The organism is Lysinibacillus sp. EB271-A1-10B, assembly GCF_058791335.1.
The window spans coordinates 39,661-64,410 of record NZ_JBYTDL010000004.1 but is presented as its reverse complement, the minus strand read 5'-3'; the positions used below and the strand labels follow the sequence as shown (position 1 = coordinate 64,410).

Below are 24,750 nucleotides of genomic sequence, written 5' to 3'. Positions count from 1 at the left end.
CGAGTAAAAAATCGTTTTTCCGAGTAAAAATATTGATCGTTTGTACAAGCACTTAAAGTATTGGAATGACACACTTTTTACAATAAACATAAAAGTCTATTAATTTATAAAAATACACTTGTTTTTATTTTTATAACATGATACTATTCGTGTATAAACTTTTAAGTGGATGTATAAACATACATATCTTATAGATTAAATGGAGGCGCATTTCTTATGGCGAATAAAAAAGTAGTATTAGCATATTCAGGAGGTCTTGATACTTCTGTAGCAATTCCGTGGTTAAAAGAACAAGGTTGGGACGTTATCGCAGTTTGTCTTGACGTTGGTGAAGGTAAGGATCTTGAATTCGTAAAAAATAAAGCTCTTCAAGTAGGAGCAATTGAATCATATATGGTAGATGCGAAAGATGAATTCGCTGAAGAATATGCATTAATTTCATTACAAGCGCATACTTGGTACGAACAAAAATATCCATTAGTATCGGCACTTTCTCGTCCATTAATTTCAAAAAAATTAGTGGAAATCGCGAATCAAGTAGGTGCGGACGCAGTAGCTCATGGTTGCACAGGTAAAGGAAATGACCAAGTTCGTTTCGAAGTTTCCATCAAAGCGTTAAATCCAGATTTAGAAGTTTTAGCACCTGTACGTGAGTGGGGCTGGAGCCGTGACGAGGAAATCGAATATGCCATGAAACATAATGTACCGATTCCTGCAACATTAGATTCACCATTCTCTATCGACCAAAACTTATGGGGCCGTGCAAATGAAGCGGGCGTAATGGAAGATCCATGGGTATCTCCACCAGAAGAAGCATACGGTTTAACAGTTTCTGTTGAAAACGCTCCAGATGAAGCGGAATACGTAGAACTTGAATTCGTTGCTGGTAAGCCAGTAGCTTTAAACGGTAAGGAAATGAAGCTTGCTGATTTAATCCAAGAGCTAAATGCTGTAGCTGGAGCACACGGTGTTGGGCGTATCGATCACGTAGAAAACCGATTAGTTGGTATTAAATCTCGTGAAGTATATGAAATTCCAGGAGCAAAAGTGCTATTAACGGCACACAAAGAGCTTGAAGACTTAACACTTGTAAAAGAGTTAGCACACTTCAAACCAGTTATTGAGAAAAAATTATCTGAATTAATTTATGATGGTTTATGGTTCTCTCCATTACGTGTAGCACTGGAATCATTCCTAGCTGAATCACAAAAATTTGTGAACGGAACTGTGCGTGTGAAGCTATACAAAGGTCATGCAATTGTGGAAGGACGTAAATCTCCAAATTCACTTTATAGTGAAAAGCTAGCAACATATTCTAAAGAAGACCAATTCAACCATGCTTCAGCAGTAGGCTTCATCGAACTATGGGGTCTGCCAACAGTGGTCAACTCTTCTGTAAATAAATAAAAATTAATTTTGACAAGCAAGGTGTAGTATAGACTTGTGCTGTGCTGCACCTGTTCAAAAAGAAATGAAGGAAAAGGTGAGCTGTTATGACAAAACTTTGGGGCGGACGTTTCCAAAAATCAGCAGAAGCATGGGTGGACGAGTTCGGCGCATCGATTGGCTTTGACCAACAGCTTGTTCTAGAAGACCTTGAAGGCAGCGTTGCACATGTTACGATGCTTGGTGCAACAGGAATTTTATCAGCAGCTGACGTAGAGACAATTCTCGGTGGACTTGCACAATTACAAGAGAAAGCAATCGCAGGTGAGCTTGAATTTACAGTTGCTAATGAGGATATTCACTTAAACCTAGAAAAAATGCTCATTGATTTAATTGGTCCTGTAGGTGGTAAGCTTCACACAGGCCGTAGCCGAAATGACCAAGTAGCAACGGATATGCATATTTTCTTGAAAAAACGTGTGGAGGAAGCAATCGGTTTAATAGAGACATTCCAAAAGACATTGCTAGAAAAGGCAGAGGAGCATGTGGAAACAATTGCTCCAGGCTATACACATTTACAACGTGCACAACCAATCTCATTTGCGCATCACTTAATGGCCTATTTCTGGATGTTAGAGCGTGATAAACAACGTTTTACGGAGTCACTTAAACGTATTGATATTCTGCCATTAGGTGCAGGTGCCATGGCGGGTACAACTTTCCCAATTGACCGCTTAAAATCCGCTGAACTTTTAGGCTTTAGCGAGGTATATGCGAATTCTATGGATGCAGTAAGTGACCGTGATTTTATCGTTGAATTTTTAAGCAATTCATCATTATTAATGGCGCATTTATCTCGTTTTGCAGAGGAAATTATTTTGTGGTCGACAGATGAATTCAAATTTATCGAATTAGATGATGCCTTCTCAACAGGTTCTTCTATTATGCCACAAAAGAAAAATCCTGATATGGCGGAGTTAATTCGTGGGAAAACAGGGCGTGTTTACGGGAACTTAATGGGCTTATTAACAGTTCTTAAAGGAACACCGTTAACATACAACAAAGATATGCAGGAAGATAAAGAAGGTATGTTCGATACAGTCCATACAATTCTTGGTTCTCTAAAAATCTTTGAAGGTATGATTCGCACGATGACTGTCAATACAGAGCGTTTGCAGCAGGCAGTACACTCTGACTTCTCTAATGCTACGGAGCTTGCAGATTATTTAGCAACAAAAGGTATGCCTTTCCGTGAAGCACATGAAGTGACTGGAAAACTTGTATTCACATGTATTCAAAAGGGCATCTACTTATTAGATTTACCGCTTGAAGACATGAAAAAAGAAAGTGAACTTATCGAAGCGGATATTTACGATGTATTAGCACCTGAAGCTGCCGTTCGTCGTCGTCATTCATTAGGTGGTACAGGATTTGATCAAGTAATCATCCAAATCCAAAAGGCAAAAGCTTGTCTAATTTAACAATTATTTTAGCGTGCATGTCCTTGTGACTTTTGCATAGATATTCATTAAAGCTGTCCAGTGAGGCACTATGATAAACCATTCTCCTTTTTCGTTAGAGCCAGAGGGTGAAACGTAAAAGAGCCCCTTACATAGGTGAAGGACAATCCCCAATTCTGGAGACGCGGAATTGGGGTTTTTGTGTAATTAAATGATAATGGGAGGTGTTTTCAATGAATGAGCGTTTTACAAAGGGGTTCGAAACAATAAAGCATTATGTGACAACGGAAGAAGCAGTAAAAATGATTGAGGCGGATGCACTAGCCGACATCGCACCAGATTTACGAAAAATGATTATTGAATTTGCCTATGAGGATATTTATTCACGCACGGGGCTAGATGCAAAAAAACGTGCACTTGTTGTCATTACATCAGTCGTAACTCAAGGTGCTGCCCCACAAACGAAAACACATATTAAACGAGGTTTACATGCAGGTTTGACTCAAACAGAAATTGTGGAAGCACTTTTACAATTAGTGCCCTACATAGGTTTTCCGCTTGTACAAAATGCATTAACTATAGTTCAACAGGTCTTTAAAGAAGAAGCTTAGATTTCTTGGCGTTTTATGCTATCTTAAGGCACTTTAATAAAAGCACGCATTACATGAATAAACTCCTGTGAAACGGTTCATATTAAGAGCGGAACCACTTATTAATCTAATATGATTAGGAGGATGTAGAATGAGTAGTCAAACACCCAAAGACCAGGAATCTCAGGAAAGTCCGCCACAACTGTATAGGGTGAGCTTCTAAAATCTTAAGGAAAAGGTGAGGCAGAGGATATTCTGTTTTGCTGTATCTTAAGAAGAAGCAATAACCGATACAAATAAAATCAATAGAAATAAGTGTTCTTGGATCCAGAATTTTTCTGGGTCCTTTTTTTATCTCGCATAATTGTCATAAAGCCAGAGTAATGAAGAAGAACCACAGATTAATTTTTACTTTATAGAAAAAATTGACTTTTTCGAAAAACTGTCTTACTCTAAGTATGACAGATTTCTGTTTGGTGATAAGCGATACAGATTGGAGGGGTAAGATGAATATTCATTTAGATCCAAGCAGTGAATTACAGCTCTATAAACAGTTAGCAAATCAGTTAATTGAGTTGATTGCTAAGGGAGAGCTTAAAAATGGTGATACATTACCTTCAGTTCGTTCAATGGCTGCAGATTTAGGGATTAATGTTAGTACGGTAAGTAAAAGCTATCATGAACTTGAAGAAAAAGGGTTAATTGAATTAAAGCCGAAAGCAAAGGCTCTCATTATCGGTGGTCAAAAGAAAGAGCTGGAAGAGACGGAAGTTGAAAAAGTAGAAAATGCTTTAAAGCCAATTATGGCAGAGGCATTTGCACGTGGCCTCGAAAAAGATCAGATGACAAATTTGTTTCATCGAATTTTAAAACAATGGAAGTAGGGGAAATATGCTTTTTATAATAAGCATCTTCATCTTTGTAGGCGTACTGGAAACAGTAACACCATTTTTGTCTAGAAAAACAACAGTGTTTGGTGTTTCAATTCCTGAGCCCTATGTGCAACATCAGCAATTACAATTATTTAAAAAGCATTATTGCATGCTGGTAGGGAGCATAGCAGCTACATTTCTTTTAGGCCAAATTTTACTACTATTGACGTCCATTCAGAAAGAAAAATTTGTTTTACTATCCTTTATATTGTTATATGTCATGCTACTCATATCAGCAGCTCTTTATATGTCTTATCATATAAAAACTAAAAAACTAAAAAAACAAGAAGATTGGGAAGCACATGTCAAAACTGTATATGTGACGGATTTAACTATACGAGATAGAGATGAAGTGCTCTCACCTACATTTTTCACATTACCAATTATTATCACTTTAGCATTGATTACCTTTACCTACATGAATTACAATGCCATCCCAGATGTATTTGCTACCCATTGGAATGCAGCAGGTGAGGTAGACGGTTGGACTGAAAAAACCTGGATTTCAGTAATAGTAATGCCGCTTATTTTACTAGGGACACAAATTAGCTTTTTCATCATCAGTATTGGTATGAAAAGTGCCAAAATACAATTGAGCGCACAGGCGAAAGAAGCTTCGGCCAATAGAGAGCTTGCACAGCGTAAATATGGTAGCTGGTACTTAGCGGTGATTAATTATAGTATGACCATTCTTCTTGTTGTTTTACATTACACGACAGTGATTTTAGAAGATCAAACAGCTCCTTACTTCTTCCCTCTTTTTATTGTTTTTATAATTGTCTCTTTAGGTGGACTTATACTCTTCATTTGGAAATTAAGTAAAAGTAATGAGCGCTTTGATGATTTACATACAAACGAAACAGCTTCAGCCGATGATCGCTACTGGAAATGGGGTATTTTTTATTTTAATAAAAATGATCCTTCACTATTAGTACAAAAAAAATACGGTGTTGGTTGGACTGTGAATTTTGCAAATAAATGGAGCTTTATCATTATACTTGTCATATTTTTACCAATCTTGTTAGTCATTTTCAAATAGAGGGAGAGATTTTATGAAAAAACTAATCTTTTTATGTTGCGCACTCTTATTATTAGCAGCATGTGCTCAGAAGGAAGATAACGTAAAAGAGAAAGAGACGAAAGGGGACAATAAAATGAATGAACAGCTAGTAGGTAAATGGGAAGGTAATATTGAGATACCAAATGGAGCACTTCCGATTATTGTTGATTTGCAGAAAGATAGCGGGAAATTATCAGTACCAGCGCAAGGATTAACCAATCATCCATTTAAAAGCATTAAATATAATGGTGATCAAGTGAATGTTTCAATCAACTTAAATGGCTCGGCTGTTGAAATTAATGGAACATTAAAAGACGGGAAAATTGACGCAATATTCCAACAAAATGGTGGCAAATTCCCACTTATCTTAAAACCATTCAAAGAGCAACCCGTTACGTATGAAACGTTGAAGGTTCCCGTTCAAAATGGTGAGTTAACAGTGGCCCTTCAAAAGGCAAGCAACGAGCCATCTCCAGTTGCACTTATTATTGCAGGCTCTGGTCCAACTGATAAGAATGGAAATTCGACCGTGGCTGGTAAAAATGATAGCTTAAAAATGATTGCGGAAGGGTTGGCGAAAGATGGTATTGCAACTGTCCGCTATGATAAACGTGGACTTGGCGATAACAAGTCCCTTTTAACAAAAGAAGAGGATATCACTTTTGACCAATACGTAGATGACGCAGTTCAAGTAATTAATACCCTTTTAGCGGATAAAGCATATTCAAATGTTCATATTATTGGACATAGCGAAGGCTCACTGATCGGTTTGCTAGCAGCACAAAAAGCAAATGTAGAATCTTTTGTTTCCATAGCAGGTACTGGAAGACCAATAGATGAAGTTCTGTTAGAGCAATTAAAAGTTCAGTTAACACCAGCGCTGCTAAAAGAATCAACAAATGCTCTTGCATCGTTGAAAAAAGGTGAGCAAGTTAAGAACGTTTCACAAGAATTACAGTCTCTCTTCCGTCCTTCCATTCAACCGTATATGATTTCATGGTTAAAATATAACCCTGCAAGTGAATTAGCAAAAGTGAATAGCCGAGTATTAATTATCCAAGGAACAACCGACTTACAAGTAGGTGTAACTGATGCAGAAGCGTTAAAGAAAGCAAAATCAGATGCCGAGCTTGTATATATGGACGAAATGAATCATGTGTTAAAAAATGCTCCAGCAGATCGCGCGAAAAATTTTGCGACGTATTCAGACCCAATATTACCACTTCATAAAGAATTGTTGCCAGCCATCCAGCAATTTATTCTAAATGAAAAGTAGAGACTAATCATCATGTATGCCGTTGTTTGGTTGATCATAACTATTCTGTTCCTAATCTTGCAATTGTTTTATCACAAGGAAAAGGCGCATTTTTACTAGCAGGCTATAATATGATGTCTGACAGCGAGAAAGAGAAATATGCGGAAGCAAGGTAAGTCCGCGGGAGCAAGGTGAATCCTCGCGGAAGCAGGGTGAATACCCGCGGAAGCAAGGTGAATACCCGCGGAAGCAAGGTAAATACCCGCGGAAGCAAGGTGAATACCCGCGGAAGCAAGGTAAATACCCGCGGAAGCAGGGTGAATACCCGCGGAAGTAGGATAAATACCCCAGAAGCAAGGTAAATTCCCACGGGAACAAGGTAATGCGCATATGAAACAAGTTAGTATACAACGAAAAGAAGTATGTTCAAATCATGAACACACTTCTTTTCGTTTTTAGGCATCCTTTCACCTTTTGTATTTGAGCAAGTTATCGCTATAGTTATTAAAACGTATACATAAGAGTGAAAGCTGATTAATGAGACTTAAAGCGGGGCGTTCACCACCTCACATACATTAAATTTGAAACAATTACTACGATTTTATCGTACAATAACTATGCAAAGAGGGTGTACTTCCATTCATTCAAGGTGAATGAAATAGCATGATGAATCAAAACTAAATTGAAAAGAAGGTGCTTTTTTGTATAGTATTGGGAAATTTTCGAATCTGTGTAATGTTCCTGTAAAGACTATTCGTTACTATAGCGATATTGGATTACTCGAACCATCCTTTATAGATGAAGTGACCGGCTATCGTTATTATGATTACGATAAAATGAAAGAGCTGAATACTATTCAGGTTCTAAAAGATTGTCATTTTTCATTAAAAGAAATTGAACAGGTTATAAAAAGGGAAAATGATAAGCAAGATTTAGAGCTAAGATTACATAATAAAGTTCAGGAGTTAGAGCACCAACAAGAAATAATCGCTGAACAAATTCAAAATATTGTCCAAGTAAAAAATTCTATAAAGAACGCTGAGACATTTAATCCAAAGCCAACATTATCAAGTTGTTACATAGAAGAACGACCAGAAATACAGGTGCTTTTCATTCGGGGGAAAATCAATATTATTGAAATGGACAGGCTAGTACAAAAATTATTTGAACGAATTTATGCATATCAATTAGAGGTAGTTGGGGAGCTTACTGCAATTTTTCATCAACAGGATAGGAAGCAAAATGTAGCAGATGTTGAACTACTGTTGCCAGTAAAAGTAACTCAACCGGCAAATTATATTAAACTAATACCAGCAGGCAGATATGCTTGTATAAATGTAAAGGGACCGTATTCAGAGTTGAATTTTGGCTATAGTCGCTTGCAGGAATGGATGACGGAGCAATCTCTTGAGACAGAAGGGGTGTTTATGGAGCAATACATAAAGGGGTTAATTCCATCTGAAGTAGTAAATCCAATTAATATTAGGCCAAATATTGAGATCCATCCAAACGATTTTTTGACAACAGTGTTTGTGAAAATAAGAAACTAGCTAAAGTCTCCAGTAAATGGAGACTTTATTCTGTAATTAGCAAGGTAACAACGTCTTGCTAGTAACATACAGAATGGAGTACATCAATGACAACAAATACAGGACAGTTTGCATTTCTTAAAGGTAGTTCGTATGAGATTGGACATCAACAAGCGCGAGAATTTCAAAAAAACCCTTTTGCGAAATCTCTATTCTTTACGGAAAAATTAGCTTCGGACAAAGCTTATTTTCAAATGAAAGCACAAATAGAGCAGTATTGCCCAAGTTTAAATAAAGAATTGGAAGGCTTTGGCTATAAGCCCGAGCAACTACATTTTTATCAAAATGCGTGGTTAATTCCTGGAGGATGTAGTTTAGGGGCTATTTTGCCTGGAAAAATGGCGGATGGTAAAACATATGTCATAAGAAATTATGATTTATCGCCCTCTATTTCAGATATGCGTTTATGTACGACAGTCGTCGAAGGGAAATATACTCATACAGGATTTTCTGTTTCTACATTCGGTCGAAGCGAAGGCTTAAATGAGAAAGGGCTATGTGTTGCGTATGCATCGTGTGGTATGCCCATTGGCAAATATCCTGGTATGAGACCACCAGTAGTACCTGGGTTTCAGTTTATGGTTATTGTCAGAGCTCTATTAGAAAATTGTAAAAATGTAGAAGAAGCTATTTATATGGTAAACAATATGCCAGTAGGAACGAATATGAATTTACTGATAGCTGATGCAAATGGCGACGCAGCATTGATTGGAACATATGACGGAATAAAAGAAGTGAAACGTGCAGAACTAGATTATCTTATTGCCACTAATCATGGTCTATTTTCTTCAATACAAAAAATGGAGCCTGGTAAGCTCGAACATTCTCAATTAAGATATGATATTTTAGAGGGAAAATTGAAGGAAGTGGCAAAAGATCTGTTAATGAAATCCAAGAGCTTCTTTTTACAGAGTTCCCTAAAGGATTATCCGTCCATAATTACAACGAAAGCTTTGGAACCGTGCATTCAATTATGTTTAACCTTACTGACTTACAACTGGAATTTTCATTTGGCTCACCATTACAAAATCAGGTAAACAAGATAGAAGTCGGAGACAACTTGGCAAAAACACAAATACCTGTTGAATTTACTAATAATAGCTATGGAACGGAATTTTGGAAAATGATAAAATCCTAACTAACAAAAAGACCTCCCACCGTGAGAGGTCTTTTTGCTGTACCCGAAAGGTAAGGCATATTGTGTCCAACTGAAATAGCACTTGCCAATTACACACTTATTTAATAACTTAATTCGTACGTTACTACTTCGATAAATTTATCTCGATCTTGTGATTCAAAAATAGTAATCCCTTTATCTCTAGAAAGTTGTAGTAACTTTTGAATATTAGCTTCATCTTTCTCCATAAAGGCTTTTTTTACATATTTTAAATCTTGCAAGATATGATGAATAAATGTATCTCCTTCTCTTTTTATATCTATAGCAATAAAGTCGAAAGATAATTTTGTTTTAGGTGGAGTAATAATTGTATCAAACAAATAGTTTAAAGCTTTAAAGGGGACATAAGGGATCCCTTTTTTATATTCATATTTCTCTATAATAGGTAAAACCTTATCAATAAATTTTTGTATTGTATCAATATTGTAAAGCTTTGTATCTTCTAAATTATTCCTCTTAATAATTTGTTGTATTTTTTCATATTGCTTTTGTTCTAGCAGTTCTTTCATATATAAAAGTTCTTTTTTGAATTTTGATCGTTCTTTTTTACTTAATTGTCGATGTTCAATAACAGCGTATTCGATTAGCTCCCATCCTATTTTTAAACCAAAATGAGGTTCTAAAAAATACTTAAGTTCTTCAAAATCGCGCACTTAGGTAACTCCTTTTAAGTTAGTATTATTAATCTTGTAGGGAAAATAAGATAAAAATTTCTTGCCTTAACCGCTCATCAAACATCTTGTGTCAGAGCCATATTAAGATAATATTCCTTTTCCTTTACTTAATTCCCAATAATTATGTATTTTACATAAAAAATAATTTTATAGAAATATATAATTTTATTTCATTTTTTTAAAAATAAAATGAACCTTTTCCATTTACCGTTTGTATAGTCAGTGAACATAGAAATAAGGAGGGATTATTTTGGAGCTTATAGTGAAGAATATTGTGAAAAAATATAATGGTGTGAACGTTTTGGATGGTGTGTCGGCCACATTTGAAATGGGGTATAGTTATTTATTATTAGGTCAAAATGGAGCGGGTAAATCTACATTATCAAAATGTATAGCTGGAGATGTAAAACCTGATGCAGGTACTATTGTATTCAATGAAGCGTCTCAACATGTACAAGAACAAGTTGCGCTACAGTACCAATTTTTTTCGAGTTATCAGCATCTGAAAATTCGTGAAGTGATCACTCTTTTTACTAAATTGACGAACAATAAAGTTGATTTGGGAGAGCTATATGAAATATTAGGGTTACCGACTTATGACCACATCTTATTGAAACATGCGTCAGGCGGTCAGAGAAAAGCAGTATCGATTTTCCTTTCATTTTTATTAAATAAACCAATTATCATTTTAGATGAGCCATTTGCTGATTTAGATTTAACGAAGAAAAAGCAATTGATGTTTTACTTACAAGGTGAAATTCGTCAACGTAACAAAATGATTATTATTATTAGCCATGAGGTAGCAGGATTAGAATCTTTATTTGATTATGTAGTGATTTTAAAAGACGGAAAACTCATTGAAAATAGCACACAGGATGAACTTTATAGAAAATACGCAGAGGCGAAATTGCCGGGAATCGAAGGTCTCTACTATGAAGTGACAGGCCAAATTTTAGGAGGAAGAGCAGGATGATGAAGCAAATTGCACGCATGTATATGTTAGAAAATATTCGTAGCCTAGGAATGACTATTGGGAATTTGTTACCAGCTTATATCTTTTTAGGAATATCATTTTTTGCTAAAAGCGCGATGACTGAAGAATCATTAGATTTTTTGATTAAAGGTCAGTTTTTACCGATTTCTATAATAATGTTAATCTTCTTCTTTTGTTTTTCCAGTGCTACAATCTATTTAACAGATATGAAAGCCAATAAAACCCTCCAATGGGTGCAGCGTACAGGCATTAAGCCACACACTTACTTTATAGGGATGGGAATCGGTGTTTTTACTTTATTAAATCTATTCTTAGTGTTGCTACTCATTGGCTACTCTTTTATTATTGATATTTCATTATCTTCATTTTTGCTAATTATTTTAATGAGTAACTTTGTGTTACTGGCATTATATCCATTGAGTTTTATATTGGCCGGTCTATTTAAAAATGAAAAAGTGGCAACAAGTATGTTGCAACCGATTATGTTGATATTTATGTTTTCAATACAAATGTCAACGATGTTTTTAACATTAGCTAAAAAAAACCCCCAGGATTATTTTATTTTCTTAATCTGGAATCCGATGCTATATTTATTTGATAGCTTGCAAGTGTCTTTAAATTTAATAGGCGAAACTTGGCTTCCGCAATATCAGTATTTTATGATTTTAACAATTCTTAGCTTGGTGCTAGCAGCCATCGCTAAGAAAGTATATACCAGTAAGTAGGTGATTTTATGGGAATTGGATTTATTGTATCTTTAATTGCAAATGTAGTTTTGACTATTATTATTTTGGGAATTACAATCCCGATGGATAAAAAATATGTTGTACGCGAAAATAGAAAAATTAATTATAAAAAAACAACAATTTATTTACGTTGGAATGTATTTGATACTTTAACGCTCGTTTTAGCCATTTATACAATACTTTGTGTGCAGGCAGTTTTCATACTTTTGACTTCCTCTCAAACAATCGAAAATCCATATTTGCAGTTTTTTGCAAATCAATCGTCAACATGGGTCATTGTAATAGTTGGATACTTAGTTTCACGTCTTTCTATGACATTAAAGTCCATTAAGGCTCATTGGGGGGATGAGCAAGATGATGAGTAATGAAGAGTGGATGGAGGCCTATAAAAACGGCGATGTCGAGGGCTTTGAACAGCTCTATAGTCGTTTGTATGAGCCATTATACTGCTTTTTATTTCGCTATACTCGAGAAGATCAGCTAAGCATTGATATTGTGCAAGATACCTTTGAGCGTTTACAATATATAAAAGAAGATTTTGATGAGCAAAAGGGTACAGTGAAAGCATTTTTATTTCAAATCGCCTATCGCTTAATGATTAATAAATTGAATCGGCGCAAAAAATGGCGTACGCTGTTCCCGTTTTTAGTACCGACGTCCAGTCATCGAATGTCTGCTGACGAGAAATTAACGATACAAGAAGCGATTCTTCAATTACCCGAAAAGCAACGGGCTGTTATTTTGCTTGTCTATTATCATGATTTACCGCAGGAGGAAATTGCACAAATTTTGTCCATTCCCCTTGGTACAGTTAAATCAAGGCTACATAATGCGATAAAGACTTTAAAGGAAGAGCTAAAGGAGGATTTCGATGCTTAAGGATGAATTTCAAAAGGAACAATGGTTAAAAGACAACTTAGATCAAGATAAAGTGGAGATACCTAAGCAGCTAATGACATACAAGAAAAGTCGCTGGCAACGTTTTCTTCAATATTTAGCTTCACCAACGAAGGATCCGTTAGAGCCAATATGTACATCTTCAGTCGGCTATACCTCTTTAAAAATAGTGCCCATTGTTGTGGCTGTATTTATAACAATTCTCCAAATTTTATTGCAATAATTTTTATCAACTAATCAATTATGCCTTGGCATAATTGCGTCCGGAATCGGCTTTGTGCTTAGGCCTGCACGAGGGCCGACACGATGTCGGTCATTTCGGTAGTGCCACAGGACGTGGCGTTAATTACCGATGCAGGTCAGTTAGCCGTTATCGCATGGATGCGATGATTTTAGGCTAACATCCCCTAAGAACTCCTTTCTGATTTCGTGACATCTGCCGGAGGCAAACTTCTTTCATTTAGATGTATGGACACCCGCTGAAAAGTAAATGAAACACGCATTCATCTCACCGCTTATAGAGGTGGGAGACTTCTGTAGCTGACGTTTTACTTTTACTACCAAAACATTTGCTGAAAAAAGTTAAATTTCTCACTGCCACAATCATTCGGTTGTGGTATTTTTAATGAATAAAATACTATTTATTGCCCATTTTTAGGAAATGTTTAGATTAATTTGGAGGTTGGTGCTTTGAGGGTTTTGAAAAAATTTCCACGACCAAACGCGATAAAAGGTCAGCTACATCGAGCGCTTTTATGGATTACTTTTATTATTGGTCTATGTATTTTTATTCCAACGCTTTACATTGAATATCGGCAAACTATTCAGCATCAGAATGAAGAGATGACGCATTATTTGGATGCTCAAACATATTTTTTTGAAAGCTGGTTATCAGAACGATCCAGTGATATACATACAATAGCTAATTTAGATTTTGTAAAGAATTATAATTATGAAAAATCGCAAGCTTTTTTTCTAGATTTTAAAGAAAAAACAGATTTTACAGACTTAATATTCGTTAATAGAGAAGGCATCGTACAATTTGATACAGTTACTAAATATAGTACAACTGGTGTTGGTGTTGGAATGGATGTAAAGAATCGTAAGTATTTTCAGGTTGCTACAAAAACGAAACAACCATATATAACAGATATTTTAATTAGTAAAGTTACGAAGAAGCCTATTCTTGTATTTGCTTCACCGATTCTAAATGCACAACAACAATTCAATGGTGTAGTTTTTGGTGCAGTAAATTTAGACACAATCGATCAACTGCTACATGAATCAAGAGTTGGCTTTTTAGGAAAAGCTTATATAATAGATCAGAAAGGTACTATGCTCACCGAATTTAATAATAAACAGCACCGGACTTCTAGCAAATATTTAGTGGATGAGCATATCTTGAACGCAGCTAAAAAAAATACAATAAGTGACCTAGAGCTTTATAAAGATGCGAATAATAAGCGAGTTCTTGCTAAAAGTAAGCCTATAAATGAAGGAAAATGGTTTATCATCTCAGAAATAGGTCTGTTTGAGGCGTATCAGCCATTAATCATTAGAATTTTATTGATAACCTTATGTTTAGTTGTAGGTTCGTTTTTTACGATTAAAATGATGTTACATCTTTCTAAAAAAATTGAAGAACCAATCCAACAGCTTCTTACAGGCGTTAGAAAAGTAGAACAAGGATTTTATGATTATCAAATAGATGAACAACAGCTGGCACCTTATGCACATGAATTTCAGGAGCTCTGTTCGTCCTTCAACGAAATGAGTGCTAAGGTGAAAACAGATACTATCTTACTGAAAGAATTATCAGTTACTTGTCAGTTGACGAAGCTGTATAATCGCCGTTATTTGATTGAACATGGGGAGCTTGTTTTTCAAAAATGTTTAGAGGAACAAAATCATTGTTCATGTATAGCGATTGATATTGATTTTTTCAAAAAGGTCAATGATACATATGGGCATTTAATCGGTGATGAAGTTCTAAAACACGTCGCAAATATCATTACAAATTCTGTGCGAGGAATCGACATTATTACAAGATATGGGGGAGAGGAGTTTGTCATTTTATCTCCAAATACTACGTTAGAGAGCGCAGTAAAGATAGCGGAAAGAGTTCGAAAGCATGTTGAACATCATCCTTATTATGCGGACGATGTTGAGATCAATGTGACAGTGAGTATTGGCATCGCAGGGTACGGTCATTCTAAAAACATTTCAACATTTTATGAGTTACTTGACAAGGCGGATCAAGCACTTTATATTGCAAAGGAAAGCGGTCGAAACCAACTGAGAGTATGTGATTATACTGGTAAAGTTGATTCAAACCAGATGCTTTAGAAGACTAAATTTGGAAAGTGGTATTTACATGAAGGAAATTATACTAAGTAAATTAAAAGAAATTGAAAAAGAGTATCAAGTGAAAATTTTATATGCAGTAGAATCAGGTAGTCGTGCTTGGGGATTTCCTTCCAAGGATAGCGATTATGATGTTCGTTTCATATATATTCATCAACCTCAGTGGTATCTTTCAATTGACCCTCAAGGAATTGGTGCTAAGAGGGATGTTATAGAATTACCTATTAATAATTTGTTGGATATTAGTGGATGGGAAATAACAAAGGCATTAAGGCTATTTCGCAAAAGTAATCCACCTCTATTAGAATGGTTACGAAGCAATATTGTGTATGACCAACAATATTCATTTATTGACAATGTACTATTACTGGAAAGTGAAGTTTTTTATCCGAATGCAAGTTTATATCACTATTTAAACATGGCTAAAAACAATTATCGAGAGTATTTACAGGAATCAGAAGTGAAAATAAAAAAATATTTCTATGTCCTCAGACCAGTTTTAGCATGTAAATGGATAGAGAAAAACAATACGGTTCCACCAATTGATTTTCAGGAATTGTTAAATGCAATTATTTCTGAAGGTCCTTTAAAAGCCGAAATTGAGCAACTTTTGCAGAGGAAAATGGCTGGTGACGAACTAAATATGGAGCCACGTATTGAAAGTATTAATGAGTATTTAGATAAAGAAATAGAACATATTGAGACATACTGTAAGAGTCTTCACGTTAAAGTCGATGATCCTACACAAAAATTAGATGTGTTATTTAGAAGTACATTGCAAGAAGTGTGGGGATAGAAAACTGAATAATTTTAAATCGCAAGGTCATACTAAAAAAGGTTTCACTTATGAAATCTAATATTGATGAGGAGGATGGCGCGAATGAGTAGGTTCGAACATTTAGACCCAAAATCTCAAAAAATCCACCGCAACTGGTCAAGGATTAAGCATTCAAAATCTCAAGTAAATGGTGAAACGGAGATTACTCTCCATAACCGTATCTTGAGAAGTGAAGCAAAAGCCCGACAGTTTTAATCATGCTAGAAAAGTAAGTGTCATCAAGCCCAGAACATATTCTGGGTTTTTTTGTTTGTTGTTTACGGGGTTTTTCATTCTTGTTTTGATAAAATGAATATATGAAAAATAAATACAATTTTAGGAGGGGAAAGTAAATGAGCAGCGTAGAAAAACTAAAAAAGGGATTAAAGGAATTTGGCCTAGAGCATAAAACGGAGGAATTATTACCTCTCGCAAAGGAATCCATTCGAATGATGGTAAATCAAATACCTGAAGAAAAAATACAGATTGGCGTCTCCAAAGTTGGTGGCTGTCCGGATGTACCATCTGATTTCTCATGGCCACATACAAACGACAATAGAGCGTTGTATTTTCTTTGCCAACTAAATCTAGTAGAAATCAAGGCTTATGATACAAACAGCTTATTACCTGTGGATGGTGTGCTATCCTTTTTCTATGATGCTGTCGAGCAACCTTGGGGATACGATCCGAAAGATTATGATGGCTTTAAAGTTTTCTATTTCTCTCAAGAGACTAGTAGCCTGAATAGAATGGAAATTCCTGTATCATTACTCGAGCATGGTAACATCGACAGCGCGGCGCTACAATTCAAGAATGAATTGACACTTCCATCATGGGATTCGCCATACTCGATGTATTTAGAAGAGATATTAAGTGAAGAAGAAGCTGATAAATACAGAGATTTTGAATATGAGTGGATGGAGGAAGGTGATTTGTCTATGGCTACTCACCGGATAGACGGATATCCAGATGCGATTCAAGGTGATATGTATTTAGAATGCCAACTGGTGACAAATGGTTTATATTGTGGAGACTCAACAGGATATAGCGATCCTTTACGAAAGGAATTAGAGGAAGGCGCAACTGATTGGCGATTATTACTCCAATTTGATACGGAGGATGATCTAGGGCTTATGTGGGGCGATAGTGGCAGATTGTACTTCTGGATACGTGAGGAAGATTGTAAAAATAAACAATTCGATAAAGCATGGGTTGTTTTACAGTGCTTTTAAAGGAGACTGATGGAATGCGTGATATTACATTTATTCAAAACTATTTAACGAATCTTGATGATGAACTATTAGAGGAACACGTTTTTTGGATTGACTGGTGTGAAGACAATGCTGATATTGTCCATTATAGCGAGAAACTATTACACACAGGGAAGTTAACGTATGAGTATGTTGTAAACAATGAGAGAGGTGTTGATTTATATATTATCTATGGTGATAAAAAATCCCTTGTGGTGATGGAGACGGATGATAGCTGTGATCCAACTATCATTGCCTTAAACGAGATTTTACAGCCTGATTATGAAATACGCATGTGGATGGAATCAATAGGCTCAGATACACTAGGCTTTATTTTCCTAACGCCTGATGAATGGTCAGCCGTTGAACAGCAATTCGGATTAGAAAACGTAAAAGAGTATTTTATGAGTATTACGGCTGATACAAAAATATTCCGACTTACCTATGATGATGTCGAGCAGCTATTGTAGAATTTATTTTAATGTATAAAATGGTTCGCAAATAAAAAATTTTTCCTTTTAAATAAGAGGAAGGAGCATGCAAATTACATGAAAAAATATAATTTTACACAAGAATTGGCCAATCAAATCAATAATTATCAATCGATAGATGCTTTTTATACGAAAATCATGAAAACGGTGGAGCCTGCTAATATTGGCTTCATTTATATAGAACCTGGTGGTGTTGTTGGGATGCACGAGGCGCCCGTACCACAGTTATTTATTGTAATTCAAGGTGAAGGATGGGTTTGTGGTGAGGACCAAGAGAAAATAATTTTAAAGGCTGGGGAAGGTGTTCTTTGGCAAACAGAAGAGGCACATGAATCTGGGAGTCAATCAGGCTTGACAGCACTTGTCATCCAATCCGAGCCAATCCATCTTGCATAGATTACATATAAAGTGTGTAACGGAGTAAGTTTTAACTCCGTTGCACTAAGCAGTAAGAGTTAAGCAAAGTTTAACTGTTTTCAAGAAGTGTCCATCAAATAACTCGTCAAATTCCTCTATTTTTTTAAAGCCCTTAACCTCGTAAAAGTTCATACCAATCGTATTTTCCTTTTCTACACATACTAAAAGGGATGTTAAATCTGGAAGCATTTTGATCCCTTCCTGTAATAGAGCTGTACCAATTCCTTTGCCCTGGGTTTCAGGAAGTAAATATATTGAGAACAGTTCTGCCTCTCCATTTACAACATTTGAAAAATTGGCAAAGCCTACAATCGTTTCTCCAATTATAGCAACTAAGAATAAACTTTTTTCCAAACGACCTTGCAATCGGTCTCTACTATAAGCGGCTTGTAAAAAACGATCTTGAACCTCATGAGGGATAATTCCTTCATATGTTTGGTGCCAACTCTTTTTGGCAATTTCTTGCACAGAAATGATGTCATTCTTTTGCATATGTCGTATAATAATTGAACTCAATACTTTTTCACCTACAATTCCAATTTTTCTATTTATTGTAACGTAAATCACGAGAAGGGGGATGACTTCATGCAAGTTATTGAAAAAGCATTTGGCTATATTACGAGAGAGCATGAGGGTCAGTTACAAGTGCTAGTATTTGAGCAAAATATAGCAGGAGCAGGGATTCAAATTCCGAAAGGCACGGTAGAGGAAGGGGAAACACCGCTAGAAGCAGTAACACGGGAGATGTTTGAGGAGACGGGGTTAAACTATTTAGTAGTGAAGGGGTTAATTGCCCAAGATTATTTTAATCATCATTCAGGGGTATTACAAAAGCGCTATTTTTATCATTTAACGGCAAATGAAAAAAGAGATTCATGGAGGCATTGTCCGACAGGTGTAAACGAGGCAGACTTAGAATTTTCATTTTACTGGATATCAGATGAACAAGAAGTAACACTAGCAAAGGGACATGGAGATTATTTATATCGAGTACTAGCTCGTGTGAACAATTGAATCATCTAGAAGGTCCATAATAAATAAAACGCGTTTCCGAATTTAGGAAACGCGTTTGTTCTATTATATTGTCTTTGCGGCAACCTCTAATGCTTGAGCGAAATCTGCAATCAGATCGTCAACATGCTCAAGCCCTACTGAGAAACGTAATAAACCATCAGTAATACCACGTTTTGCACGTTCCTCAGGCTCCATTGCTGCATGACTCATTTTAGCAGGGTAGGATAAAATCGATTCTACGCCACCTAGAGAGACAGCGAACACTGGAATTTTCATCGCTTCTACAAGTACTTTTGCGGCTTCATAGTTTGGTAGGCGGAAGGATAATACTGCACCTGTACTAGTTGACTGATTTTGATGAATTTCATAACCAGGATGTGATGCAAGCCCAGGGTAGTATACTTGCTCGACGAGTGCATTTGTGTCTAAAAACTCCGCAATCTTTTGTGCCGATTGAGTAGATCGACTAAAACGCACATCTGTTGTTTTCATGTTTTGCAATAAAGTAAAGCAGTCCTGTACACCTAATATATTGCCGAATGAATTTTGGATAAAGTAAAGATCCTGACCGATCTTTTCATCAGCAGTGACTGTTAATCCTGCAATAATATCGGAATGCCCAGATAAAAACTTTGTAGCACTATGAATAACAACGTCAACACCTAGTTCAAGTGGACGTTGGTGTAAAGGTGTCATAAAGGTATTGTCTAAAAACGTTAAGCAGTTATGCTGCTTGGCAAGTGTTACTACTCCACGAATATCTGTGATGCCAAGTGTTGGATTCGACGGTGTTTCCATATAGAGTAGCTTTGTAGCTGGTGTAATGGCTGCTTCTATCGCCGCTAAATCTGTGAAGTCGACGAAAGTATGTGAAATACCGAAGCGTGGTAAGACTTTTGAGACGAAGCGGTATGTTCCTCCATAAACATCCTCTGTAATGACTATATGATCACCCTGTGATAATAGCATTAATGCTGCAGATACTGCGGCAATTCCAGAAGAATATGCATGAGCTCTGACCCCACCTTCAAGCTCTGCTACTGCTTTTTCTAATGCATCCCGCGTAGGGTTGCCAGAACGTGCATAATCATATTCGCCGAATTCATCGATACGCTCCTGATGGAAAGTAGATGATAAATACATAGGTACATTGACTGCACCTTTTTTATTTTCATAACCGTCACGAACACCTGCGTGAATTAAGCTTGTTTCAATATGCTGTTTCATCATTAAGCCTCTTTTCTAAGGGTATCGAATACTTGTTTTAAATCCGCAATTAAATCTTCAGCTTCTTCAACGCCAATAGAGAAGCGGAGTAATCGGTCACAAACACCACGTTCAATGCGCTCTTCATAAGGCATATCCGCATGTGTTTGAGTAGCAGGATATGTAATAAAACTTTCAACACCACCAAGACTTTCAGCGAATGTAATTAATTTCAAGTTTCGAAGGAATGGATCTATCCACTCGGCCTTTTTCAAACGGAATGAAAGCATACCACCTTTTCCTGTGTAGAGCACGTCTGTTACAAGCTCTTCTTCTTCTAAATAGGCAGCAATTGCTTTTGCGTTTGCATCGTGTTGCTTTAATCGAAGATGCAATGTTTTTAATCCACGAATAAGTAACCAGGAATCCATCGGACCTAATACCATACCGCTACCATTGTGAATAAAGCCAATGCGTTCTGCTAATTCAGCGCCCTTAGCGACAACTAAACCAGCTAACACATCATTATGACCGCCAATATATTTAGTTGCTGAATGAATGACAATGTCTGCACCTAATTCGATTGGACGTTGGAAATAAGGTGTATAGAACGTGTTATCGACAATTAACCATGCCCCATGCTTGTGAGCTAATTCCGCATATAATTGCAAATCAAATTCCTGCATAAGCGGATTTGTCGGCGTTTCAATAAATAGGGCACGCGTATTGTCGGTGATTAATGCTTCTACCTGTTCAACCGATTCGAATTTTGAGTAGACAGGCTTAATATTATATGTTTCTTCAAAGAAATTAAAAAGTCGATATGTACCACCATATAAATCATCAGGCACCACTAATTCATCACCAGGCTTAAACAATGATAAAACTAATTGAATCGCCGCCATACCAGAGCTACAGGCAAAGCCCATATCTCCGCCCTCTAAATCCGCAATTCCGGCTTCTAATAGGGCACGAGTTGGATTTTTTGTTCGTGTGTAATCAAAACCAGTGGATTCACCGATACCTGTATGTTTGTAAGCTGTCGATAAATGGATTGGTGGGTTAACAGCACCTGTTAACGGATCACTTAAATTGCCAAGTTGTACAAGTTTTGTTTCAATACTTCTGCTGTTTGTCATGTCGTCACTCTTTTCTTCATCATAATAATGGGGAGTCAAAATATCTAAAAGATTAGAACTTCTTGTCCCAATATTCTCAATAATAGTTACCAATTTAACATGTATACTAAAGAAGAACAAGATGATTTCAGAAAATTAGAGAGATTATTTAAATTTAATCATCTAGGAATAGTAGGAGATAAGTGAGGGAGGAAAATAAAATGAAAAAATGGTTAGTGATAGGTGGGACAGGAATGCTAAAGGATGTTTCTTTATGGCTTATACAGCAAGGTAATCATGTAACCGTTATCGGGAGACAACAAAAGAAAATGCAAAATTTGATAGATGAAAATAAAAATGGTTCGAAATTGTCAGCCATATTAGTTGATTATACGAATTACAATCGCTTTAAATTGGCCTTCTTAACAGAGTCTCAGTAAAATAATGGATCTTTTGATTGTATTATTGCTTGGATTCATGGCTCTGATAAAAGAGTGTGGGAGTCACTTTTAGAAGCAATTCCTACTACAAAAAATAAGATTTTATACCATATAAAAGGCAGTAGCTCTTTCATAAAAAATGACGGTATAAAAAGTTATTTACCATGGTTTATCGAGAAGTGAAACTTGGATTTGTCATAGAAAAGAACAACTCTTCAAGATGGCTAACAAATAGTGAAATTGCAAAAGGAATTATTGATGCAATAAAACAAGAAATACCGGAAAAACATGTGGGCGTATTTGAACCATGGAGTTTGCGTCCATAAATAAATCTCTTCAATAAAAAAGAATCTGCCCATTACCTCGGCTTATCCGTGGTAATGGGCAGATTTTTTTGAATATGGTTTAAGCTTGTTCTTTTTTTAATAAATCTCGAATTTCTTTTAGAAGCTCTTCTTTAGAATCTAATTCTGGTGCTGGCTCTTCCACAACAGCCTCTTCTTTTTTGCGAGATAGTTTGGTCATAATTCGTAATGCCATGAAAATTGCAAAGGCGATAATTAAAAAGTCAAGAATCGACTGTAAAAATACGCCTAACTGAATTTGAGCTTCACCTGAACCATACTTAAAGCTTTTTGTTAAATCAATACCACCAGTTAAGATACCGACTAATGGCATAATGATATTTTCAACTAAGGAGGTAACAATTTTACCGAAAGCACCACCGATTACTACTGCCACTGCTAGATCGACAATATTGCCTTTCATAGCAAACTCTTTAAAGTCTTTCCACAAAACAAATTCCTCCCTATAATTATCCATAAAATTAATCGAATTATATTTTACTATATTTTTCCCTATCTTTTCAACTACTAAAATAGTGGTAAATATATTCGGAAAAATCTACTACATATAACGGTAATTTTGGTAAAATAGAAATAGTATTAGAGAGATTAGGTGTGACATATGGCGAATAAAAAGAAGAAAAAACAACCGAAGCTATCGCCTTCCGTTCAATTAGGCATGATAGCTTTACTAATACCAATTGCGATAACTGTTTGTGTTTTCGCCTTTTTTGCATGGAAGGAGCTACAAACATTAACTATATTTGAAAAATTAGCAAAGCAAAAAGAACTAGAAGAAATTCAACAAAATTTCGATCTGAACATTCCTGAGAAATATATTCCCATCTATGTAGCAGCGGAAGAGAAATACGGTGTGCCTTGGACGTTGCTGGCCGCCCATCATAGAATTGAAACACGCTTCTCTACTATGAAATCGCTCGTTTCATCAGCTGGTGCAGAAGGGCATTTGCAATTTATGCCTTGTACATTTGTCGGCTGGAAACATTCATCCTGCTCGGGGTTAGGGAAAGGGGATATTTCGAAGTCTGAATTAATGAATCCAGAAATCATTCAAAAATATGGTGGATACGGAGTAGATGCAAATGGAGATGGTATAGCAGATCCTTATGATATTGAGGACGCTATATTTAGTGCCGCGAATTATTTATCGAAAAATGGTGCAGCAGATGGTCATATTCAGCAGGCGGTCTATACATACAATCACAGTGAGGAATATGTTGATAAGGTGTTACATTATTTCAATTTGTATAATGATTATCATGATGAGCTTAAAGAAGTAGTCCTATATAAAGAAAAGTAACTGCTCGTATATAATGGCTTTATTCTTTCGGCAAAATGAATGGTTGATTTCCGTTCCTCTATTGCTGATCCCCAAGGAGTCGTGCAGTCTCCACTCCAATCAACCACAACATTTACCTCCGAAATGTTTTTTTACAACAAGTAAAGAGCCATCAAAAATGATGGCTCTTTATTACATATTTAGGTTGCTTTACGCATACCTTTTAAAATAAGGCTTACGATGAAGATCAGCACGACAGCACCAATTAATGCTGGGAATACGTAAAAATTACTAACTCGCCAACCCCAGTTGCCAAGAACCATACTACCGATCCACGAACCGACAACCCCTGCAACAATATTTCCAATAATGCCGCCAGGTACATCTTTACCTAAAATTACGCCAGCTAACCAACCTAAAACTCCGCCGATGATTAAATACCAAATGAAGCTAATCATTTTTTTCATCTCCTTAAACTAAGATATAATGGCGATTGCTTAGTTATGCCCTGAATGGAGTATATTAAACGCGCCTCGCTTCTTTAGTAATTATTACAAATTCACAAGAAGGTTTTATCTCTATTTAGCTTATGCTGATACCTCATTTTTGTGCAAAAAACATTTGTAAGTGTTTTCTGTAGCGAAGAAACTACAATTACGCTAACGCGAAATGGATTACTTAATAACAGTTGTACCTAATGTATATTCAAAATGACGCAATGCCCATTCATGACCTGCAGCATCAAAACTTGCAACACCATCTGCATAAATGATCGTTGAAATGCCCAAATTATAAGCATCAACCGCAGTGTGTAAAATACAAATATCAGTACAAACACCAACTAAATGAATTTCTTTAATCCCTCGCTCATTCAATAAAATCGATAAATTGGTTCCGGCAAATGCGCTATAACGCGTTTTATCGAGCCACATCACTTTATCTTTGTGAAGGTTATACAGTTCACCAACTTGCCCGTATAAATGGCGTCCTTTAGAGCCACGAATATTATGAGGAGGAAAGAGTTTGGTTTCAGGGTGGAATGGGTCATCTTCCTCATGTAAATCATTCGCAAAAACAACAAATTCTTTTTCAGCAATAAATTGTTGAATTAAAGAAGAAATTTTTTGATCTAATGCTTGACCGGGCTCTCCACATGTTAGTTTTCCATCAGAAGCGACAAAATCATACGTATAATCAATTACTAATAAAGCCTTTTTCAACCTTTTCAC

General features: G+C 36.1%; 31 protein-coding genes. 24 read left to right on the top strand and 7 right to left on the bottom strand.

Translation table 11 applies throughout. The features are described from left to right. Positions 1 to 216: 216 nt before the first annotated feature. The 9 genes from AC3WSK_RS07625 to AC3WSK_RS07585 all read left to right on the top strand — a co-directional run bounded on the left by AC3WSK_RS07625 (position 217) and on the right by AC3WSK_RS07585 (position 9,309). Positions 217 to 1,407, top strand: a complete 1,191-nt coding sequence (locus AC3WSK_RS07625; protein ID WP_079562025.1) for an argininosuccinate synthase — start codon at positions 217 to 219, stop codon at positions 1,405 to 1,407. Between the two features lie 86 nt (positions 1,408 to 1,493). Next, the gene (argH, locus tag AC3WSK_RS07620) at positions 1,494 to 2,867 is read left to right on the top strand and encodes an argininosuccinate lyase (RefSeq protein ID WP_079562026.1); all 1,374 of its coding nucleotides are present in this window, start codon (positions 1,494 to 1,496) and stop codon (positions 2,865 to 2,867) included. A 212-nt stretch (positions 2,868 to 3,079) separates the two neighbouring features. Beyond that, a complete protein-coding gene (locus tag AC3WSK_RS07615) occupies positions 3,080 to 3,457 on the top strand; it encodes a carboxymuconolactone decarboxylase family protein (protein ID WP_492412210.1) in 378 nt (125 codons plus the stop codon). Positions 3,458 to 3,942: 485 nt separating this feature from the next. Further along, positions 3,943 to 4,320 carry a GntR family transcriptional regulator gene (locus AC3WSK_RS07610; RefSeq protein WP_079562028.1) on the top strand — a complete coding sequence of 126 codons (378 nt, stop codon included), beginning with the start codon at positions 3,943 to 3,945 and terminating at the stop codon, positions 4,318 to 4,320. A 7-nt stretch (positions 4,321 to 4,327) separates the two neighbouring features. Further along, positions 4,328 to 5,407: a DUF1648 domain-containing protein gene (locus AC3WSK_RS07605; protein WP_492412213.1), complete on the top strand. Its 1,080-nt coding sequence runs from the start codon at positions 4,328 to 4,330 to the stop codon at positions 5,405 to 5,407. Positions 5,408 to 5,420: 13 nt separating this feature from the next. Next, positions 5,421 to 6,704, top strand: a complete 1,284-nt coding sequence (locus AC3WSK_RS07600) for an alpha/beta hydrolase (protein ID WP_427483736.1) — start codon at positions 5,421 to 5,423, stop codon at positions 6,702 to 6,704. Between the two features lie 26 nt (positions 6,705 to 6,730). Continuing rightward, the gene (locus AC3WSK_RS07595) at positions 6,731 to 6,859 is read left to right on the top strand and encodes a DUF3784 domain-containing protein (RefSeq protein ID WP_492412215.1); all 129 of its coding nucleotides are present in this window, start codon (positions 6,731 to 6,733) and stop codon (positions 6,857 to 6,859) included. A gap of 525 nt (positions 6,860 to 7,384) precedes the next feature. Next, positions 7,385 to 8,233 (top strand): MerR family transcriptional regulator, encoded by an 849-nt coding sequence (locus AC3WSK_RS07590; protein ID WP_492412217.1) that lies wholly within the window; start codon positions 7,385 to 7,387, stop codon positions 8,231 to 8,233. An 86-nt stretch (positions 8,234 to 8,319) separates the two neighbouring features. After that, positions 8,320 to 9,309 (top strand): C45 family autoproteolytic acyltransferase/hydrolase, encoded by a 990-nt coding sequence (locus AC3WSK_RS07585; protein WP_492412219.1) that lies wholly within the window; start codon positions 8,320 to 8,322, stop codon positions 9,307 to 9,309. Positions 9,310 to 9,511: 202 nt separating this feature from the next. On the opposite strand, the gene AC3WSK_RS07580 is transcribed toward AC3WSK_RS07585, so the two are convergent. Next, positions 9,512 to 10,102, bottom strand: coding sequence for a hypothetical protein (locus tag AC3WSK_RS07580; RefSeq protein ID WP_079562048.1), 591 nt, complete (start codon positions 10,100 to 10,102; stop codon positions 9,512 to 9,514). Between the two features lie 271 nt (positions 10,103 to 10,373). Here AC3WSK_RS07580 and AC3WSK_RS07575 point away from each other — a divergent pair, with 271 nt between their 5' ends. The 11 genes from AC3WSK_RS07575 to AC3WSK_RS07525 all read left to right on the top strand — a co-directional run bounded on the left by AC3WSK_RS07575 (position 10,374) and on the right by AC3WSK_RS07525 (position 18,078). After that, positions 10,374 to 11,096 carry an ATP-binding cassette domain-containing protein gene (locus tag AC3WSK_RS07575; RefSeq protein ID WP_492412222.1) on the top strand — a complete coding sequence of 241 codons (723 nt, stop codon included), beginning with the start codon at positions 10,374 to 10,376 and terminating at the stop codon, positions 11,094 to 11,096. After that, positions 11,093 to 11,842, top strand: a complete 750-nt coding sequence (locus AC3WSK_RS07570) for an ABC transporter permease (protein ID WP_492412224.1) — start codon at positions 11,093 to 11,095, stop codon at positions 11,840 to 11,842. Before AC3WSK_RS07575 ends, AC3WSK_RS07570 begins: the two co-directional genes overlap by 4 nt. An 8-nt stretch (positions 11,843 to 11,850) precedes the next feature. Continuing rightward, a complete protein-coding gene (locus tag AC3WSK_RS07565) occupies positions 11,851 to 12,228 on the top strand; it encodes a group-specific protein (protein WP_079562051.1) in 378 nt (125 codons plus the stop codon). Further along, positions 12,209 to 12,742, top strand: a complete 534-nt coding sequence (locus tag AC3WSK_RS07560) for an RNA polymerase sigma factor (protein WP_079562052.1) — start codon at positions 12,209 to 12,211, stop codon at positions 12,740 to 12,742. Before AC3WSK_RS07565 ends, AC3WSK_RS07560 begins: the two co-directional genes overlap by 20 nt. Continuing rightward, positions 12,735 to 12,983 carry a hypothetical protein gene (locus tag AC3WSK_RS07555; RefSeq protein WP_079562053.1) on the top strand — a complete coding sequence of 83 codons (249 nt, stop codon included), beginning with the start codon at positions 12,735 to 12,737 and terminating at the stop codon, positions 12,981 to 12,983. Before AC3WSK_RS07560 ends, AC3WSK_RS07555 begins: the two co-directional genes overlap by 8 nt. Before the next feature lie 467 nt (positions 12,984 to 13,450). Next, entirely contained in the window at positions 13,451 to 15,106 is a 1,656-nt protein-coding gene (locus AC3WSK_RS07550) for a sensor domain-containing diguanylate cyclase (protein WP_492412227.1), read from the top strand. A gap of 28 nt (positions 15,107 to 15,134) precedes the next feature. Beyond that, complete coding sequence (locus tag AC3WSK_RS07545) at positions 15,135 to 15,920, top strand: nucleotidyltransferase domain-containing protein (RefSeq protein ID WP_492412229.1); 786 nt, start codon at positions 15,135 to 15,137, stop codon at positions 15,918 to 15,920. Between the two features lie 84 nt (positions 15,921 to 16,004). Next, positions 16,005 to 16,157 (top strand): YpzG family protein, encoded by a 153-nt coding sequence (locus tag AC3WSK_RS07540; RefSeq protein ID WP_068984661.1) that lies wholly within the window; start codon positions 16,005 to 16,007, stop codon positions 16,155 to 16,157. A 137-nt stretch (positions 16,158 to 16,294) separates the two neighbouring features. Continuing rightward, entirely contained in the window at positions 16,295 to 17,173 is an 879-nt protein-coding gene (locus tag AC3WSK_RS07535) for a YwqG family protein (protein ID WP_492412232.1), read from the top strand. A 14-nt stretch (positions 17,174 to 17,187) separates the two neighbouring features. Further along, positions 17,188 to 17,661, top strand: a complete 474-nt coding sequence (locus AC3WSK_RS07530) for a hypothetical protein (protein ID WP_492412234.1) — start codon at positions 17,188 to 17,190, stop codon at positions 17,659 to 17,661. 78 nt (positions 17,662 to 17,739) lie between these two features. Next, positions 17,740 to 18,078: a cupin domain-containing protein gene (locus AC3WSK_RS07525; RefSeq protein WP_079562058.1), complete on the top strand. Its 339-nt coding sequence runs from the start codon at positions 17,740 to 17,742 to the stop codon at positions 18,076 to 18,078. Between the two features lie 45 nt (positions 18,079 to 18,123). Here AC3WSK_RS07525 and AC3WSK_RS07520 read toward each other — a convergent pair whose 3' ends face one another. After that, the gene (locus tag AC3WSK_RS07520; RefSeq protein ID WP_492412285.1) at positions 18,124 to 18,591 is read right to left on the bottom strand and encodes a GNAT family N-acetyltransferase; all 468 of its coding nucleotides are present in this window, start codon (positions 18,589 to 18,591) and stop codon (positions 18,124 to 18,126) included. A 93-nt stretch (positions 18,592 to 18,684) separates the two neighbouring features. Between AC3WSK_RS07520 and AC3WSK_RS07515 the strand changes: the two genes are divergently transcribed. Then, positions 18,685 to 19,113: an NUDIX hydrolase gene (locus tag AC3WSK_RS07515; RefSeq protein ID WP_079562059.1), complete on the top strand. Its 429-nt coding sequence runs from the start codon at positions 18,685 to 18,687 to the stop codon at positions 19,111 to 19,113. Positions 19,114 to 19,176: 63 nt separating this feature from the next. Here the strand turns inward: AC3WSK_RS07515 and AC3WSK_RS07510 are convergent, their stop codons facing one another. Then, positions 19,177 to 20,340 (bottom strand): aminotransferase class I/II-fold pyridoxal phosphate-dependent enzyme, encoded by a 1,164-nt coding sequence (locus AC3WSK_RS07510; RefSeq protein ID WP_079562060.1) that lies wholly within the window; start codon positions 20,338 to 20,340, stop codon positions 19,177 to 19,179. 2 nt (positions 20,341 to 20,342) lie between these two features. After that, on the bottom strand, positions 20,343 to 21,458 hold the full coding sequence (locus AC3WSK_RS07505) for a methionine biosynthesis PLP-dependent protein (RefSeq protein WP_079562061.1): 1,116 nt from the start codon (positions 21,456 to 21,458) through the stop codon (positions 20,343 to 20,345). Between the two features lie 200 nt (positions 21,459 to 21,658). On the opposite strand from AC3WSK_RS07505, the gene AC3WSK_RS07500 reads away from it, so the two are divergent. Together AC3WSK_RS07500 and AC3WSK_RS07495 are read left to right on the top strand one after the other, a co-directional pair. After that, positions 21,659 to 21,877: a Rossmann-fold NAD(P)-binding domain-containing protein gene (locus AC3WSK_RS07500; protein WP_492412237.1), complete on the top strand. Its 219-nt coding sequence runs from the start codon at positions 21,659 to 21,661 to the stop codon at positions 21,875 to 21,877. A gap of 164 nt (positions 21,878 to 22,041) precedes the next feature. After that, positions 22,042 to 22,203 (top strand): Rossmann-fold NAD(P)-binding domain-containing protein, encoded by a 162-nt coding sequence (locus AC3WSK_RS07495; protein ID WP_170938984.1) that lies wholly within the window; start codon positions 22,042 to 22,044, stop codon positions 22,201 to 22,203. Positions 22,204 to 22,282: 79 nt separating this feature from the next. Here AC3WSK_RS07495 and mscL read toward each other — a convergent pair whose 3' ends face one another. Then, a complete protein-coding gene (gene mscL / locus AC3WSK_RS07490; protein ID WP_079562063.1) occupies positions 22,283 to 22,672 on the bottom strand; it encodes a large conductance mechanosensitive channel protein MscL in 390 nt (129 codons plus the stop codon). Between the two features lie 171 nt (positions 22,673 to 22,843). Here mscL and AC3WSK_RS07485 point away from each other — a divergent pair, with 171 nt between their 5' ends. After that, entirely contained in the window at positions 22,844 to 23,542 is a 699-nt protein-coding gene (locus AC3WSK_RS07485) for a lytic transglycosylase domain-containing protein (protein WP_079562064.1), read from the top strand. A 179-nt stretch (positions 23,543 to 23,721) separates the two neighbouring features. Here AC3WSK_RS07485 and AC3WSK_RS07480 read toward each other — a convergent pair whose 3' ends face one another. Together AC3WSK_RS07480 and AC3WSK_RS07475 are read right to left on the bottom strand one after the other, a co-directional pair. Continuing rightward, the gene (locus AC3WSK_RS07480; RefSeq protein WP_079562065.1) at positions 23,722 to 23,979 is read right to left on the bottom strand and encodes a GlsB/YeaQ/YmgE family stress response membrane protein; all 258 of its coding nucleotides are present in this window, start codon (positions 23,977 to 23,979) and stop codon (positions 23,722 to 23,724) included. Positions 23,980 to 24,195: 216 nt separating this feature from the next. Continuing rightward, entirely contained in the window at positions 24,196 to 24,741 is a 546-nt protein-coding gene (locus AC3WSK_RS07475; protein WP_079562066.1) for a cysteine hydrolase family protein, read from the bottom strand. Between the last annotated feature and the right edge of the window lie 9 nt (positions 24,742 to 24,750).